Source organism: Acinetobacter sp. 789_lipA (assembly GCF_058242845.1).
Genome location: NZ_JBZAYS010000001.1, coordinates 1,604,089 through 1,618,796 on the forward strand (window position 1 = coordinate 1,604,089; position 14,708 = coordinate 1,618,796).

Genomic DNA, 14,708 nt, shown 5'->3' on the forward strand with positions numbered 1-14,708 from the left:
CATGAGCAAGAAACACAAGACTTACACCACAGAATTTAAAGCTGAAGCCATCAAATTAATTGAAGCCAATCAAGGCAATGTCTCGGAAACAGCCAGACAACTTAGCATTTCAATGCAAACTCTTTCAAATTGGAATACCAAAGCAAAGGCTGGAACTTTAGCAGGTACAAAACAGTATTCACCTGATCTAAACGCTCTACTCGAAGAAAATAAAAAACTCAAACAACAGCTCAAAATAGCTGAAATGGAACGTGAATTTTTAAAAAAGGCAGCAGCGTACTTTGCCAAAGAAAGTCAGTAAGGTACGCCTATATGAAACAAAAAAGATATTCTTTTCCAATTACCTTAATGGCTCGATTACTTCATGTTTCAGTTTCATGTTTTTATGATTGGCTCAAGAGAGGCGTGAGCAAAAGAACGATTCAACGAAATCAACAGACGATATTGGTGAAAATAGCCCATGAGGAGACAAAGCAGAGCTATGGTTATATTCGATTAACCAAATACTTACAAGCTCAGGGCATAAAAATGAGTATGTACGCTGTACGACAGATAAAAGCGCTGAACCACCTGTATTGTAAGCGACACAAGCGTTTTAAAAGGACTACGAATAGTGACCATAATCGAGCGATCTATGAAAACCTGCTGGAGCAACAATTCTCAATGACTAGACCAAATCAAGCATGGTCAAGTGATATTACGTACATATGGACTGTTGAAGGATGGCTGTACTTAGCAGCGGTAAAAGACCTTTACACGAAGCAAGTGGTTGGCTATAGCTTAAATGAGCGCATGACAGCACAGCTTGTTTGTAATGCGCTAAATATGGCTATTCACAATCAAAAACCAACCAAAGAACTGATTGTGCATTCAGACAGAGGAAGTCAATATTGCAGCCATGAATATCGAAATATACTTGAGCAATATGGTTTTCAAGGTTCAATGAGCAAGCGCGGAGACTGTTACGATAATGCACCGATTGAAAGCTTTTGGGGAATACTGAAAAATGAGTTAGTGCATCATTACAACTATCAAACCAGAGAAGAAGCCAAAGCAGATATTATAAAATACATTGAATTATTTTATAATCATCGAAGAATTCAAAAGGGTTTGGGTTTTAAGACACCAAATCAAATGGCCGAAGACTTTTATAAGTTGGCTGCCTAGAATCTCCCAAGGGAAAGTCTCCTGATAATTCAGCGTATATCAGTCTTTAATTCTTGAGTAAGCTGTAAGGTTCCAGTTGTTAGCGATAGCTCTTTCACCTTGACCTTCACATGATGAGATAACCATGTTCTGAGCATGATTTTTTGTAATTTTCCCTGACTGATATTGCTCTGTACTATTTGCAATAGCTCTATAAATAATATTGTAAATTTGTCCTACAGAGAAATTATTGACTAAGTTTTGGAAAACCGTAGTTGTTTTAGGACCAGGAGAAAAGTCATAACGAACACTTTTCATTTTGAACATGAGATATTGCATACTTTCATAAAATGCTATCTTCTTCCAGAACTCATAACAGAAATTTGGATTTTCTAAAAATTCATCTGAGCGAGGGTACATTAGTCGATGTAACATCATTTGGTAATCTCCATCCTTGGGTTGGATGTTGATCTGATAATTTATATAGTAAATATAATAATTTATAGTGCCATCCTCTTCCTCTATAAACTGATCAAGATCATTTATAAGATAAGGAATAATAAGCTTTCTAGATAACAGGTGCTGTAAAAGTTCACTTGTGAAATCTAGATACGGAGTAATGGTTATATCTTTTTGATTAATCTTTTCAATATATTCAGCTTCTTCATGCAGGCATTCTCGTAACAGGCTTGCTAAGTAAATTTTATCGGTTAAAGATAAATCTTCTTCTACTACGAATAGATACATCTGGTTTTTCAAAGTTTCTGGTTAAGTTATTAACTTTACTTTGTACTGATAGAGTTAGTGTGCTCAGCTATGACAATAACCATTGATAGTTTAAAGCTTTGATGAAATTTTGAAAAAAAATCCTATTGAAGCTTTAATGCATCCACGAGTAAACGAAACAAAGGAGAGGATTCCCGTCGACTTGGGTAATACATATAGTAGCCTGAATATTTCATGTCCCAATTTTCTAATATTGTGACCAATTTACCACTACGTATCTCAGATTGCACCATTGCTTTGGGGAGCCAGGTAATACCGAGTCCATCCAGAGCCGCTTTGACTTTTAGATGTGCATGACTGACTACCATGACAAAGTCAGGCTTAAGATTCATCACTTCATTATTTTTTTCTAAATCTTTAAACTCCCATGCCATGATCTGTTCGTGGGTTGGTAGACGCATTCCTATACAGCGATGTTGATGCAATTCTTCAGGAGTTTGTGGTGTACCATAAGTCTTTAAATAATCAGGAGAAGCCACCGTAATCATCTGCATTTCATCACTGACCTGAACGGCAATCATGTCCTTATCTACCAAGTGGCCCAGACGAATACCAATGTCATAGCGATCCTTGACAATATCTGCAAAGGCATAATCTGTGGTCAGTTCCAGTTGTATAGTCGGATGGTCACGTGAAAACCTGGATAATTTATCCCACAATAAAAAGTTGATACTGAGTTCAGTCCCATTGATTCTTAATTTTCCATGAGGAGAATCCCTAAATTCGTTTAGGTGGGTTAGCTTTTGTTCAATGCCCGTAATGAGTGGTTCAATATCATTGAATAGCTGTTCTCCCTCCTGTGTCAAAGAGACACTGCGTGTTGTACGATGAAAGAGTTTGACTCCGAGACGCTGTTCCAGCATTTTAATGGTATAGCTGAGAGCCGACTGAGATGTACCTAATTGACCTGCGGCTTTGGTAAAATTCCCTGTTTGGGCAACAATTATAAAGACTTTTAAATCATTTAAATTTTCCGACACTGTATTCTCCAAACTATCACTTTTTGTTAATCAAATGTAATTAATAAAAAATCAATAGACTTCCGTCATAAATCAAAAAATGTACAATTTATTTGATCTTAAATTAATCAGCAAAATTATTTAATTCAAGAGATAATCCTTGGATGAAATTCAAAGATATTCAAAAATTATCAGACGTTAAGTTTCGTAGGCTTACCGGTGTTAGTTGGGCTACATTTAACCTCATGTTGGCCGAGCTAAATAAGCATTTACCTCGTCATATTGGTAAAGGACGACCGCATAAATTACCGTTGGAAGATCGTTTGCTCTTATGTATAGAATATTGGAGAGAATATCGAACATTTTTCCATCTTGGTATGAGTTACGGTGTATCTGAAACGAGTGCAATTCGTATCACACGTGTTATTGAAGATACCTTAATCGGTTCTGGAAAATTTAACTTGCCAAAACAACTTCCTAATCGAGATGAAGTGGATTGGGAAGTTGTTGTGATTGATGCCACTGAAATATTAGTTCAACGTCCAAAAAAAACAGAAGAAATGGTATAGCGGTAAAAAAAAGCGACATACCTTTAAATTTCAGCTATCTATGCACTATACAACAGGTGAAATACTGAGTGTATGTGGAAGTCATGGAAGCATGCATGATTTTAAAATATTTAAAAAAAGTATGAGGAAATTAAAATTTAAGCCCTTTTTTATCGTTGATAAGGGGTATTTAGGGATAAAAAAATTGGGTTTTGGATGCCTCATGCCATCTAAAGCAAAGAAAACTGAAAAATTAGATTCTGAATTAAAAAAGTTAAATAGAGAGATTGGTCGTAGACGAATTCAAGTAGAGCATGTATTTGGAAGGATGAAATGTTTTAAGATTTTATCTTGTGTATATAGAAATCGTCGTAAAAGATTAAACCTGCGGTTTAATTTACTTGCTGGCATATACAATTTAGATTGGGTGAAAGATAAACAATTAAATTGATTGAAAAATGATTTATGAAGGAAGTCTAATGAATTTAGAGCTAAATAAATCAACAGGAAATCTATTTATTAATAAGAGTGAGTTTTTTTTTAATAATGAACAATTTATTTCAAATAATATTTTTTTGAAAAAACATCTTAAAGTGAATGGTTTTGATACTTATGGCTTTGAAGTTGTTTTTTTTGAATGTAATTTTAGTTTGAATATTATATTTAAGGATGGTGATTTTGTTAGATATTTTTTCTTAACATTTGATGAGGATTGTTATGATGATATTTGTTTAAAAAAGAAACTTGTAGAGTTAAGTGGTTTCGTTACAAAAGAAGTAAACATAAAACCAAAAAAACAAGAGTGGAAATCATTTTTCGAACTGGAGTGGGGTAGTATAGAGTTAAATGCGATTAGGCAAGATTATTCAATTACAATGAAGATTCATAATGTATAAATATAATTTTTATAAGAAAGAGTAACACTGTTATAACTGTCATTATCATTGTTAATTTTATGTAGATCATTTTATTTCAAAAGATCTAATTGGGCTTCTAAATAGGTGTAATGTATATGCTTATGCTTCGAATCTTATTGAGTGAATCAAGGTGAAGGAAGCGGAGTGTTAGTTAAGCACGCAAGTGGGCAGGCTAAAAATAGTAATGTCTAAATCTTTAGTTGCTTGCACTGAAAAATATCCTACTAAAACGGCAATATTATGGGAAAGAATATCTCTTTTTTATGAGGTTGTTCTCTATAAAATTGATATCTTTGGATTGGTGGGGGCACAAATTTTCATTGAAAATACTGATAATAAAAATTTTAAATTATCATTTAACTTTAATTATGAGAAATAGGTATGGATTGTAAAGTTGTTTTAGATAGTAAAAAGATCTTAGTGGACAGAGATGAATTAAATTTTGGAGCTAATATTTTTCCAATGTCTTTATTTGAAGAAGATGTTAGTAGTTATAGATTTAGAAAAATAGATCTTAAATATTTGAGTGATGATATTGAATTGCTGATCTCGAAAAGTAGCAATACTGTATATGTTCTATTTGAAAAATCTGATTTTTTTGATAATCATTTATTAAAATCAAAAATATTAAAAAGGTTTAAGAAAAAATATGTGTTAACTGATGATGACTTTATTGTTGAGCACCCAACTAAAGTTTCATTAAAAAAAAAGAAGCATAACTGGGACGAGATAAATTTTTCTTATGATCCGAGGCAAGGTGATATTTCTATGAGTTTGTATTTTTAATTAATATTCTGTGCTGGGTGAATTTTGATTGGTTGCTGTCTAGGTTTTGTAAAATTTTAGTTAATTGAAATAATTAATAAAAGCTTATATCGAATAAATAATTTTTTTTGTAATAAATTTTATTTAAGGTTTCTTTGTTGTTGTTATTTTTTATATTTAAATTTATGGGTTTTTATTTGTGTATAGACTGAATTTTAATAGTAATACTGGTGATATACATGTAATTGGAAATTTAATTGATTATAGGCTAAGTGACTTTTATTTTGAGGGTGAAAGTTATAATGAGTTAAATGTTCTTTATGAAAATTCGTTTGTGGTTTTTTTAAATGAAAAATTTAAATTAAATATAATTTATATTCAGGATAAATTAAAATTAATTAATTTTAAACTTGTATATGAATCTTATGATGAATTTGATCTAAAGATGGATAGTCTTTTAGGTTATTTTGATAAAACACAATTTTCGAATAAAAAAGTAGATGATGTAAAACCATATACAGAATATTTTTATAATTGGGGAGTTATTTCTGTATATAGTGATCTATCTCTAAATATTTGTTTTTCAGTAAGATGGGGGAAAGAGTGTTGAGAAATTTCAGTGAAAAGTAAGGAAATACATATTTGTGAATGCTTGGAGAAGATCCTCGTTAAGGAGTTGGATTTAGGAAATTCTATTAGATCTTATAATGAAATGCCTGAATGGCCCAAGAAAGATAGTAGATTCATTTTTTTAAATAACAAACTTGCCCCAAAATCATTGGTCGATATACCTTTATGGATCTTTGTAAGTGTGAATAATGACATGAATTATACTTGGTATAATGAATATATTGTGATAAACATCATGATTTATTGGCAGCTGGTGATATGTGATTTTGAATAAAAGCCTTTTTACGCTGTGAAAAAGATTAAAGTACAGAAGTACGCTACTCTGTAAATTTAGAGATGATCATCAAGAATATTTGATTTCAATAAGTATGATCAAAGAATTACTATAATTTGTTTCTAATAGAAAAAGGCTGCAAATAGCAGCCTTTTTCTATGACAACATATGTGTCGCGTGACGGTTTACCTTACCAGCTCAGCGCACCACCAGTCTGATAATCTGTCACACGCGTTTCGAAGAAGTTCTTCTCTTTACGCAAGTCCATCATTTCAGACATCCACTGGAATGGGTTGTTCACACCAGCAAACTGCTCAGGCAAGCCCAACTGTGCTAAACGACGGTTACAGATGAATTTCAAGTATTCTTCCATCATCGCAGCATTCATACCCAATACACCACGTGGCATAGTGTCACGCGCATATTCGATTTCAAGCATCGTACCTTCAAGAATCATTTGAATAATTTCTTCTTGGAATTCAGCAGTCCACAAGCTTGGGTTTTCGATCTTGATTTGGTTAATCATATCGATACCAAAGTTCAAGTGCATCGACTCATCACGTAAGATGTATTGGAATTGCTCAGCAACACCATTCATCTTATTACGACGGCCCATCGACAAGATTTGGCTGAAACCACAATAGAAGAAGATCCCTTCAAGCACACAGTAGAACGCGATCAAGTTACGTAGTAAGATTTGATCGTTTTCTGGTGTACCAGTTTGGAAGGTTGGATCACATAAAGACTGCGTATATTTCAAGCCCCAAGCAGCTTTACGCGCAACTGACGGAACTTCACGGTACATGTTGAAGACTTCGCCTTCATCCATACCTAAAGATTCGATACAGTATTGGTAAGCATGCGTGTGAATCGCTTCTTCAAACGCTTGACGCAAAATGTACTGACGGCATTCAGGGTTGGTAATGTGACGGTAAATTGCCAACACCAAGTTATTTGCAACCAATGAGTCTGCTGTAGAGAAGAAACCTAATGAACGCATGACGATGGTACGCTCATCTTCGGTTAAGCCATTTTCAGACTTCCAAAGCGCGATGTCATGGTTCATGTTTACTTCTTGTGGCATCCAGTGGTTTGCGCAACCGTCTAGATATTTTTGCCAAGCCCATTCGTATTTGAACGGTACAAGTTGGTTTAAGTCCGCACGACAGTTAATCATGGCTTTGTCGTCAACTTGTACACGTTGCGCACCCATTTCTAGTTCTTCTAGACCTGGAGCAACATCTAAGCTTTCTAAGGCGTTAGATGCTCTTGCCAACGGATCGGCTGGATTTGTTGATCGGCTTCGAGGGGTTGAAGCGGGTTGTGCAGTTGCCACATTCTTCTGTGGTTGCTCTGCAGCAGATACCATCTGCGGATTAGCCGCTTTTTGCGGTTCGACGGGCGCAGACTTGTGTTCAGGTGCAGCCGGTTTTTGCGAATCATCTTCGAAATCGTCCCAACTTAGGATAGACATATCAATTCTCTCTACGTTGCTTTATATCTTTTATCGACATCCAGCAGTGCTGAGATGTCTTACTATACGCTTAATTTGTGAAAGCAAAATTAAGTTTTGCCAATCGTTGTTCTAAAACTGTGCATAGAACGTGATTCTCACGACTTATTTTGCTTTCGCTTTTTGCTTTGGTTTGCTTTTACCCAAAAGTAGGCAATGGGCATATAAAACAAAACCACAAAGGAAATCACCAAGGTCGCAAGACCTAACATATAGTTATGTGTCATATGGAGCATGGTGGGTTCCTTGGTTCAAATTGTGTGAATCCTAGTTAACTAGGATTCACATTTTAAATCATTTTTTAGATGATTTGGTTGGCTTCACTGTTTCAACGACTGTAGTTTTGGGATGCTTTTTAGCATATTCCAAAGTTACATATTGACCAGTGATAGCACTTCGAGCAGCTTTTGAATTTGCAGCCATCTTCGGTACTCCTTGATACAAAATCAAGATGACTCTTACTGGCTCACAAACTAATTCAATGATAGAATTGCCCATGCATTAACATATGCCAGCCTCTTTGTGATCATCTTGTTATCACATCGAGATTGAAAGCCTTCTAGTTAGTTTTGACGGACGCTAGAGGGCTTTTTTATTGCCTAAATTTTTAATCTCCCTAAATCCCTCTTTTAAAAGAGGGACTTTCACACCTCAATAAGTTTGGTGTAATTCCCCTCCTTTTAGGAGGGGTTAGGGGAGGTTATTACTGACAAGCCTCACAGTCTGGATTGTCAATTGAACACGCCATTGGCACTGGAGCTGCTTGACCGAAGCCTTCATCTTCAACAACCACTTCTGGTTTAACTTCCTGAGCAACTGCTGCAACAGGCGCTGCCGTTACAGTTGCTGGTTTTACTGCATTCAATGCACCAGTGTTAATGGTTGATTTCTCAGCAGATGTTGCACCTAAAGCTCGGAGGTAATACGTCGTTTTCAGACCACGTAACCAAGCCATTTTATAGGTCAAGTCCAGTTTCTTACCGTTTGCACCAGAGATGTAAAGGTTTAAAGACTGCGCTTGATCGATCCATTTTTGACGACGTGATGCAGCATCCACAATCCAGCGTGGCTCAACTTCAAATGCTGTCGCGAAGATCGCTTTAAGCTCTTCAGGAATACGAGAAATCTTTTGAACTGAACCTTCGAAGTGTTTCAGATCATTCACCATCACAGAGTCCCACAGACCACGGTCTTTCAACGCACGTACTAGGTACGGGTTGATCACTGTGAATTCGCCTGACAGGTTCGATTTTACATATAAGTTTTGGAATGTAGGCTCAATCGATTGAGACACACCACAAATGTTTGAAATGGTTGCAGTCGGTGCAATGGCCATCACGTTCGAGTTACGCATACCGTCTTTTTGAACTTTGGCACGTAAAGTGTCCCAGTCCAAACGTTGAGTGCGGTCAACTTCAAACATACGCTCAGGACGTGTTTTTGCAACAAGGTCTAGTGAGTCAATTGGCAGGATACCTTGATCCCACAGTGAACCTTTAAATGTCTCATAAGTACCACGTTCAACAGCCAAATCACTTGATGTTGAAATTGCGTAGTAGCTGATCACTTCCATTGATTCATCAGCGAAGTCTACTGCTGCATCAGAACCATAAGCGAGTTGCATTTCATACAGCGCATCTTGGAAGCCCATGATGCCCATACCTACTGGGCGGTGTTTCAAGTTCGAGTTTTTCGCTTGTGGTACAGCGTAGTAGTTAATGTCGATCACGTTATCGAGCATACGAACCGCTGTTTTTACTGTACGTGCAAGCTTTTCACGGTCTAACACACCACCTTGAACATGTTGTACAAGGTTGATTGAACCTAAGTTACATACCGCAATTTCATCTTTGCTTGTATTTAATGTGATTTCTGTACACAAGTTAGAAGAGTGAACTACACCAACGTGTTGTTGTGGTGAGCGTAAGTTACATACGTCTTTGAATGTGATCCACGGGTGACCAGTTTCAAACAACATCGACAGCATTTTGCGCCACAAATCTTTTGCACGGATTTTCTTGTGCAACATGTTTGTTTCTTTCGCAATCGCTTCATAGTGTGCATAACGCTCAGCGAATTCTGCACCCATTAAGTCGTGTAGATCTGGTGTTTCAGATGGCGTGAACAGGGTCCATTCAGCATCTTCAAAAACACGTTGCATAAATAAGTCAGGAACCCAGTTCGCGGTGTTCATGTCATGCGTACGGCGACGGTCATCACCAGTATTTTTACGTAGCTCTAGGAACTCTTCGATGTCCAAGTGCCAAGTTTCAAGGTATGCACACACAGCACCTTTACGCTTACCACCTTGGTTGACCGCAACAGCAGTATCGTTCGCCACTTTAAGGAATGGAACAACACCCTGAGACTTACCGTTTGTACCTTTGATATACGAGTTCAAGGCACGAACTGGCGTCCAGTCATTACCTAAACCGCCTGCCCATTTAGATAACATTGCGTTATCACGCATAGCGCCATAAATGTCATACAGGTCATCATCAATGGTCGTTAAATAACAGCTAGACAACTGTGGACGTAGCGTACCTGAGTTAAACAGGGTAGGCGTAGACGCCATATAGTCAAAGCTAGACAATAGGTTGTAGAACTCGATTGCACGTTCTTCACGGTTTGCTTCGTTGAGTGAAAGACCCATCGAAACACGCATGAAGAATAATTGTGGCAATTCGAAACGTACGCCATCTGAGTGGATGAAGTAACGGTCAAATAATGTTTGTAGACCTAAGTACGTAAATTGGTTTGAGCGTTCTGGTTGAATCGCTGCGGCCAATTTTGCAAGGTCAAAGTTAAGAAGCTCAGGTGAAAGTAGGTCTAGCTCAATACCTTTCTTCAGGAAAGTTTCTAAAGCATCACCTTCAACTGTGTCTTCAGACAAGCCAAGGAAAGTTAAACCTGTTGCGACCAATTCATCACGAAGTAGGCGAGCCGTCACGTAGGTATAGTTTGGTTCTTGTTCGATACGTGTACGTGTTGCCATCATCATCGTGGTTGCGATGTCAGACGCTTTTACACCGTTGTAAAGGTTTTTGATGGTTTCATCGATGATTGCTTGAACATTGATGCCTTCTAAACCTTCAGCCGCTTTGGTTACAGTCGCTTCAAGCTTACGCATGTCAAGCGGTTGAAGCTGACCATTGGCGTCAGTGATTTGTAAGGTTGGGTGATGGTTTTCACCTGCTTGTTTACGTGCATCAGCACGTTGATCGCGGTAGATGACATACGCACGAGCAACTTTTTGTTCACCTGTACGCATTAGCGCAAGTTCAACTTGGTCTTGGATTTCTTCGATGTGAATTGTACCGCCAGAAGGTAGGCGGCGACTGAACGTATTTAATACCATCTCGGTAAGTTGAGAAATACGATCGTGGATGCGGCTTGAGTCAGCACTTTGTTGGCCTTCAACAGCCAAAAATGCCTTACCAATGGCAACAGAGATTTTTTCTGCGTCAAAGCTGGCAACATCTCCAGTGCGTTTAATCACCTGAATTTGACCAGGGGTTGAATTCGATACGCTCATGCTAGCATAGCTCCATTTTGTCATCTATTTTTATGTCTATGGACCGTTTGAACTGGGCAATTTTTATGCCACAGTGTTTGAGGTTTAAACACAAGACCTAGTGGTTTAAAAATTAATTGAACACAAGATACGGGAAAATTCAGGGTAGATCAATATTGACATTTTATTAAATATTTTGATCGATCTGGTCTCGAAAAGATCTCAAAAAGATCCCTTTTTTATGATTCTTGTATTAAGCCTTATTAGACAAGGCGATAGCATAACAAAGCTCGGTTTAAGTGCTTATAGATAACATTGTGGATAAGTTCAAAACAGACGAATGAGTGAGTTATAAACTGTTCAAACAGTGATTTGGTATGAAAAATCGCCCTTTTGTAAAGAAACGTTTCTTTTGCTTTGGTTGGATATACAGCAAACGCGAGAAAGCGCTCATTTGGAGGCTGAAAAAATGTATAACAAAATGCTACTTTGATGTATCAGTTTGGTGAACAAGATCTTGTTTACAATGTAAACGTGTGTATATTGCAAAATATATCAGAGCGTATCCCTTGGATTTTAAAGGATACGTTAAGTCGTCAAAATAAAGGGGCACTCCATGAGCCAAGAAGAAAAGTTACCAAAAATTTTAATCGTAGAAGACGATGAGCGCCTAGCTCGCTTAACTCAAGAGTACCTGATCCGTAATGGTCTTGAGGTTGGGGTAGAACCCGATGGTAACCGTGCCATTCGCCGTATTATTGCAGAACAACCCGATATGGTGGTGTTGGATGTGATGCTTCCAGGTGCAGATGGTTTAACCATTTGCCGTGAAGTTCGTCCACATTATCATCAACCGATTTTGATGTTGACTGCACGTACCGAAGATATGGATCAAGTGCTTGGTCTAGAAATGGGTGCAGATGACTATGTGGCAAAACCAGTTCAGCCCCGTGTTTTACTTGCGCGTATTCGCGCTTTATTACGTCGTACTGACAAAGCGCCTGAAGATGAAGTTGCACAGCGTATTGAATTTGATGATTTGGTGATCGATAACGGTGGTCGTTCAGTGACTTTAAATGGTGAGTTGGTTGACTTTACCAGCGCTGAATATGATTTATTATGGTTGTTGGCTTCAAATGCAGGCCGCATTCTTTCTCGTGAAGACATTTTCGAACGCTTACGTGGTATCGAATATGACGGTCAAGACCGTTCAATTGATGTGCGTATTTCGCGTATTCGTCCAAAAATTGGTGATGATCCTGAAAATCCAAAACGTATTAAAACGGTACGTAGTAAAGGCTACTTATTTGTAAAAGAAACCAATGGTCTTTAAGCCGTTTATTTGATTCGTTAAAACGGGACATTTTTAGTGTTCAAACACAGTATATTCTTGCGTATCTATGCTGGGCTGGTGGTGCTGGTCGCTATTGTTGCCCTCATGGGATATTTGCTTGTACAAATTATTAACTATCAGCGAGTGCAAGAATATCGCGAGTCTTTGACGGACGGGATTTCCTTTATTATTAGTGAAGGTGTATCCCGTCAGACCAATGCACAGCAAAAAGCAGACTGGATTTCAGATGCTTCGGATTTGCTTGAATTACCGATTAATATGATCCCAGCCGATAAGGTTGATTTGAGTCGTGCAGAATTAAAGCGGATCAGTGAGCGTAAAGCGGCTGTGCGTTATGATGCGCAAACGCAAGTGGCGTACTTGATCATTGGTCTAAAAGATGATCCGAATCATTTACTGTATATTAAAGTAGATAAAATTGGTGAGCTGCAAATGAAAGCACTCCCGATTTTTATCCTAGATTATCTGGTGTATTACCCAGGCCAAGAAGAAGAGTACTTGGAAAAAGTACAGAAACATTTCTCTTATCCTGTACAAATTGAAGAAGTACAAAATCTGGCTTTAGAGTCGGAGCAGATTGGTCGTTTGCGTTTAGATCATAGCGTGATCTTATATCGTGATAGTGCTTCTGTGCGTGGCACCACCATTTCTATTGTGTCTCCACCTTTACCAAGTTCACCGAGCAAGGTTTTGGTATTGGGGCCTGTGCCTATTTTCAATTGGATGCCGTTTCAGCTCGCAGCAGGGATTACCTTGCTTAGCTTGTTTGTGCTGAGTTTAGGGGTGTATGGCTTGCTTGTACCGATGCAGCGTAAACTGCGCGAGGTTAATTACGGTTTAAACCGTATGAAAGCAGGTGACATGACCCTGCGTTTGCCTGTCGATGGCACGGATGAAATGGCCAGTCTAGCCAATAGCTATAACAGCATGTCAGACCATATTCAGCGACTCATCGAGGCACAGCGTGAACTGATGCGTGCGGTATCACATGAGCTTCGTACGCCTGTTGCTCGGATTCGTTTTGGTATGGAAATGCTGGCTGAAGAAGATGATTATGAATACCGTCTTCAGCAAGTCGATATGATTGATAAAGACATTGAGGCTTTAAATACCTTAATTGATGAAATCATGACCTACGCAAAGTTAGAGCAGGGCACACCATCACTCGATATTGAAAACATTGTATTGTTTGAAGTCTTAGATCAGGTGGTGGTGGAGACTGAAGCACTAAAAACCCAGAAAGAAATTCATTTAAATGCCCCGCCATTAACCTTAACGGTTGAGGCTGAGCGTCGTTATTTACACCGTGTGGTACAGAACTTGGTTGGTAATGCGGTTCGTTATGGCGACCATCAGGTGCTGGTCAGTGGTGGTATTAATGACAGCGGTATGGCCTATGTTTGTGTTGAAGATGATGGGCCAGGTATTCCAGAAGACGAGCGAGAGCGCGTTTTTGAAGCATTCGCACGTTTGGATGATAGTCGGACTCGAGCATCGGGTGGCTATGGTTTAGGTTTGTCGATTGTGAGCCGAATTGCCTATTGGTTCGGTGGTAGTGTTAAGGTGGATCAGAGTCCAAGTCTCGGTGGTGCACGTTTTACCATGACATGGCCGGCACATCGCTTTAGTAAGTCTAAAAAGAAGTATAGTGTTAAAGATAATACAGACTCAAAAAGCTAAGCATTAAAAAAGCACCGAATTTCGGTGCTTTTTAATTTTCTATGCTGACTTATTCTTGGATGCTGGCATCGGGAGAAATAATCTGTTTGCCTTGTTTTAGGCTTTCAAGCGCATCTGCATTAAAGTCAATCAATAATGAGTTATTTTGCGTATCTATGCCATAACGGCTAATGAGCTTCTGATCACCATTAATCGTTTCAATTTTATATTCATCCACAATATTCATAATGCCATCAAGGTTGGTGGTGGCTGAAGCTTTGTCTTGGCGAAAAAGTTCATAAATGTCGCGTAAATCAAAGATGGCGTTATTAGCATCAGGGTGTTTACGAACATAAGTTTCAACATGGCGAATAAGCAACTGGGCAAATAAAAAATAGTTAGGTTTATGGGTGAATTCCAGACTCATGTGGTGCTCCTTATTCTTTGTTGTTGGTTGTCTATATCAATAGCACAAGAAAAAGCCAAGTGCATTAATTGATTGGAGTGATTTGCAAAAAAATACAAAAAATATGAGTGACTTAATCTACTTTTGTACTTTTAAAATAAGCAAAATGCTGCGGTTGATGAGCTGAGTTTTTTAAACCGCTGATTGTGTGATTGTTATCGGAATGAGGCTGAAAAA

At 38.1% G+C, this 14,708-nt stretch carries 14 protein-coding genes and 2 pseudogenes; 9 read left to right on the forward strand and 7 right to left on the reverse strand.

Translation table 11 applies throughout. The features are described 5' to 3' along the window. The first annotated feature begins 1 nt into the window (after nucleotide 1). Nucleotides 2-1,167, forward strand: a protein-coding gene (locus tag AC4CUZ_RS07695; RefSeq protein WP_107908576.1) for an IS3-like element ISAba22 family transposase whose coding sequence is annotated in 2 segments (ribosomal slippage) — nucleotides 2-260 and nucleotides 260-1,167 — 1,167 coding nt in all. Because the reading frame shifts where the segments join, the coding sequence is not laid out codon by codon here. Nucleotides 1,168-1,209: 42 nt separating this feature from the next. Here the strand turns inward: AC4CUZ_RS07695 and AC4CUZ_RS07700 are convergent. Next, nucleotides 1,210-1,881: pseudogene (locus AC4CUZ_RS07700) on the reverse strand (hypothetical protein); the annotation flags it as partial. 134 nt (nucleotides 1,882-2,015) lie between these two features. Next, complete coding sequence (locus AC4CUZ_RS07705; RefSeq protein WP_005265686.1) at nucleotides 2,016-2,912, reverse strand: LysR family transcriptional regulator; 897 nt, start codon at nucleotides 2,910-2,912, stop codon at nucleotides 2,016-2,018. Nucleotides 2,913-3,055: 143 nt separating this feature from the next. Between AC4CUZ_RS07705 and AC4CUZ_RS07710 the strand changes: the two genes are divergently transcribed. The 6 genes and pseudogenes from AC4CUZ_RS07710 to AC4CUZ_RS07735 all read left to right on the forward strand — a co-directional run bounded on the left by AC4CUZ_RS07710 (nucleotide 3,056) and on the right by AC4CUZ_RS07735 (nucleotide 5,731). Further along, a complete protein-coding gene (locus AC4CUZ_RS07710) occupies nucleotides 3,056-3,460 on the forward strand; it encodes a transposase family protein (RefSeq protein WP_017395860.1) in 405 nt (134 codons plus the stop codon). 37 nt (nucleotides 3,461-3,497) lie between these two features. Then, a pseudogene (locus AC4CUZ_RS07715) lies at nucleotides 3,498-3,890 on the forward strand (transposase family protein); the annotation flags it as partial. Nucleotides 3,891-3,918: 28 nt separating this feature from the next. Further along, entirely contained in the window at nucleotides 3,919-4,335 is a 417-nt protein-coding gene (locus AC4CUZ_RS07720) for a hypothetical protein (RefSeq protein ID WP_419381169.1), read from the forward strand. A gap of 205 nt (nucleotides 4,336-4,540) precedes the next feature. Continuing rightward, nucleotides 4,541-4,735 carry a hypothetical protein gene (locus tag AC4CUZ_RS07725; RefSeq protein ID WP_004982921.1) on the forward strand — a complete coding sequence of 65 codons (195 nt, stop codon included), beginning with the start codon at nucleotides 4,541-4,543 and terminating at the stop codon, nucleotides 4,733-4,735. A 2-nt stretch (nucleotides 4,736-4,737) separates the two neighbouring features. Next, nucleotides 4,738-5,142, forward strand: coding sequence for a hypothetical protein (locus tag AC4CUZ_RS07730; protein WP_114837115.1), 405 nt, complete (start codon nucleotides 4,738-4,740; stop codon nucleotides 5,140-5,142). A gap of 178 nt (nucleotides 5,143-5,320) precedes the next feature. Then, a complete protein-coding gene (locus tag AC4CUZ_RS07735) occupies nucleotides 5,321-5,731 on the forward strand; it encodes a hypothetical protein (RefSeq protein WP_004982919.1) in 411 nt (136 codons plus the stop codon). A gap of 484 nt (nucleotides 5,732-6,215) precedes the next feature. On the opposite strand, the gene AC4CUZ_RS07740 is transcribed toward AC4CUZ_RS07735, so the two are convergent. The 4 genes from AC4CUZ_RS07740 to AC4CUZ_RS07755 form a co-directional block, all read right to left on the reverse strand. Continuing rightward, a complete protein-coding gene (locus tag AC4CUZ_RS07740; protein WP_078389989.1) occupies nucleotides 6,216-7,499 on the reverse strand; it encodes a ribonucleotide-diphosphate reductase subunit beta in 1,284 nt (427 codons plus the stop codon). 137 nt (nucleotides 7,500-7,636) lie between these two features. After that, nucleotides 7,637-7,774 carry a hypothetical protein gene (locus AC4CUZ_RS07745; RefSeq protein ID WP_004695369.1) on the reverse strand — a complete coding sequence of 46 codons (138 nt, stop codon included), beginning with the start codon at nucleotides 7,772-7,774 and terminating at the stop codon, nucleotides 7,637-7,639. Between the two features lie 58 nt (nucleotides 7,775-7,832). Beyond that, the gene (locus AC4CUZ_RS07750; RefSeq protein WP_265102688.1) at nucleotides 7,833-7,961 is read right to left on the reverse strand and encodes a hypothetical protein; all 129 of its coding nucleotides are present in this window, start codon (nucleotides 7,959-7,961) and stop codon (nucleotides 7,833-7,835) included. Between the two features lie 280 nt (nucleotides 7,962-8,241). Next, the gene (locus AC4CUZ_RS07755) at nucleotides 8,242-11,073 is read right to left on the reverse strand and encodes a ribonucleoside-diphosphate reductase subunit alpha (protein ID WP_201952221.1); all 2,832 of its coding nucleotides are present in this window, start codon (nucleotides 11,071-11,073) and stop codon (nucleotides 8,242-8,244) included. 595 nt (nucleotides 11,074-11,668) lie between these two features. On the opposite strand from AC4CUZ_RS07755, the gene bfmR reads away from it, so the two are divergent. Continuing rightward, nucleotides 11,669-12,385: a response regulator transcription factor BfmR gene (bfmR, locus tag AC4CUZ_RS07760; protein WP_004695375.1), complete on the forward strand. Its 717-nt coding sequence runs from the start codon at nucleotides 11,669-11,671 to the stop codon at nucleotides 12,383-12,385. Between the two features lie 36 nt (nucleotides 12,386-12,421). Next, a complete protein-coding gene (gene bfmS, locus AC4CUZ_RS07765) occupies nucleotides 12,422-14,086 on the forward strand; it encodes a sensor histidine kinase BfmS (protein WP_094148765.1) in 1,665 nt (554 codons plus the stop codon). A gap of 49 nt (nucleotides 14,087-14,135) precedes the next feature. Here the strand turns inward: bfmS and AC4CUZ_RS07770 are convergent, their stop codons facing one another. Further along, entirely contained in the window at nucleotides 14,136-14,492 is a 357-nt protein-coding gene (locus tag AC4CUZ_RS07770; RefSeq protein ID WP_004695379.1) for a hypothetical protein, read from the reverse strand. Nucleotides 14,493-14,708 lie beyond the last annotated feature (216 nt).

Coding starts and splice junctions, on each gene's coding strand:
- AC4CUZ_RS07745 (WP_004695369.1), bottom strand. CDS start 7,774: ATGCTCCATATGACACATAACTATATGTTAGGTCTTGCGACCTTGGTG.
- AC4CUZ_RS07770 (WP_004695379.1), bottom strand. CDS start 14,492: ATGAGTCTGGAATTCACCCATAAACCTAACTATTTTTTATTTGCCCAG.
- AC4CUZ_RS07725 (WP_004982921.1), top strand. CDS start 4,541: ATGTCTAAATCTTTAGTTGCTTGCACTGAAAAATATCCTACTAAAACG.
- AC4CUZ_RS07710 (WP_017395860.1), top strand. CDS start 3,056: ATGAAATTCAAAGATATTCAAAAATTATCAGACGTTAAGTTTCGTAGG.
- AC4CUZ_RS07750 (WP_265102688.1), bottom strand. CDS start 7,961: ATGGCTGCAAATTCAAAAGCTGCTCGAAGTGCTATCACTGGTCAATAT.
- AC4CUZ_RS07740 (WP_078389989.1), bottom strand. CDS start 7,499: ATGTCTATCCTAAGTTGGGACGATTTCGAAGATGATTCGCAAAAACCG.
- AC4CUZ_RS07730 (WP_114837115.1), top strand. CDS start 4,738: ATGGATTGTAAAGTTGTTTTAGATAGTAAAAAGATCTTAGTGGACAGA.
- bfmR (WP_004695375.1), top strand. CDS start 11,669: ATGAGCCAAGAAGAAAAGTTACCAAAAATTTTAATCGTAGAAGACGAT.
- AC4CUZ_RS07720 (WP_419381169.1), top strand. CDS start 3,919: ATGAATTTAGAGCTAAATAAATCAACAGGAAATCTATTTATTAATAAG.
- AC4CUZ_RS07755 (WP_201952221.1), bottom strand. CDS start 11,073: ATGAGCGTATCGAATTCAACCCCTGGTCAAATTCAGGTGATTAAACGC.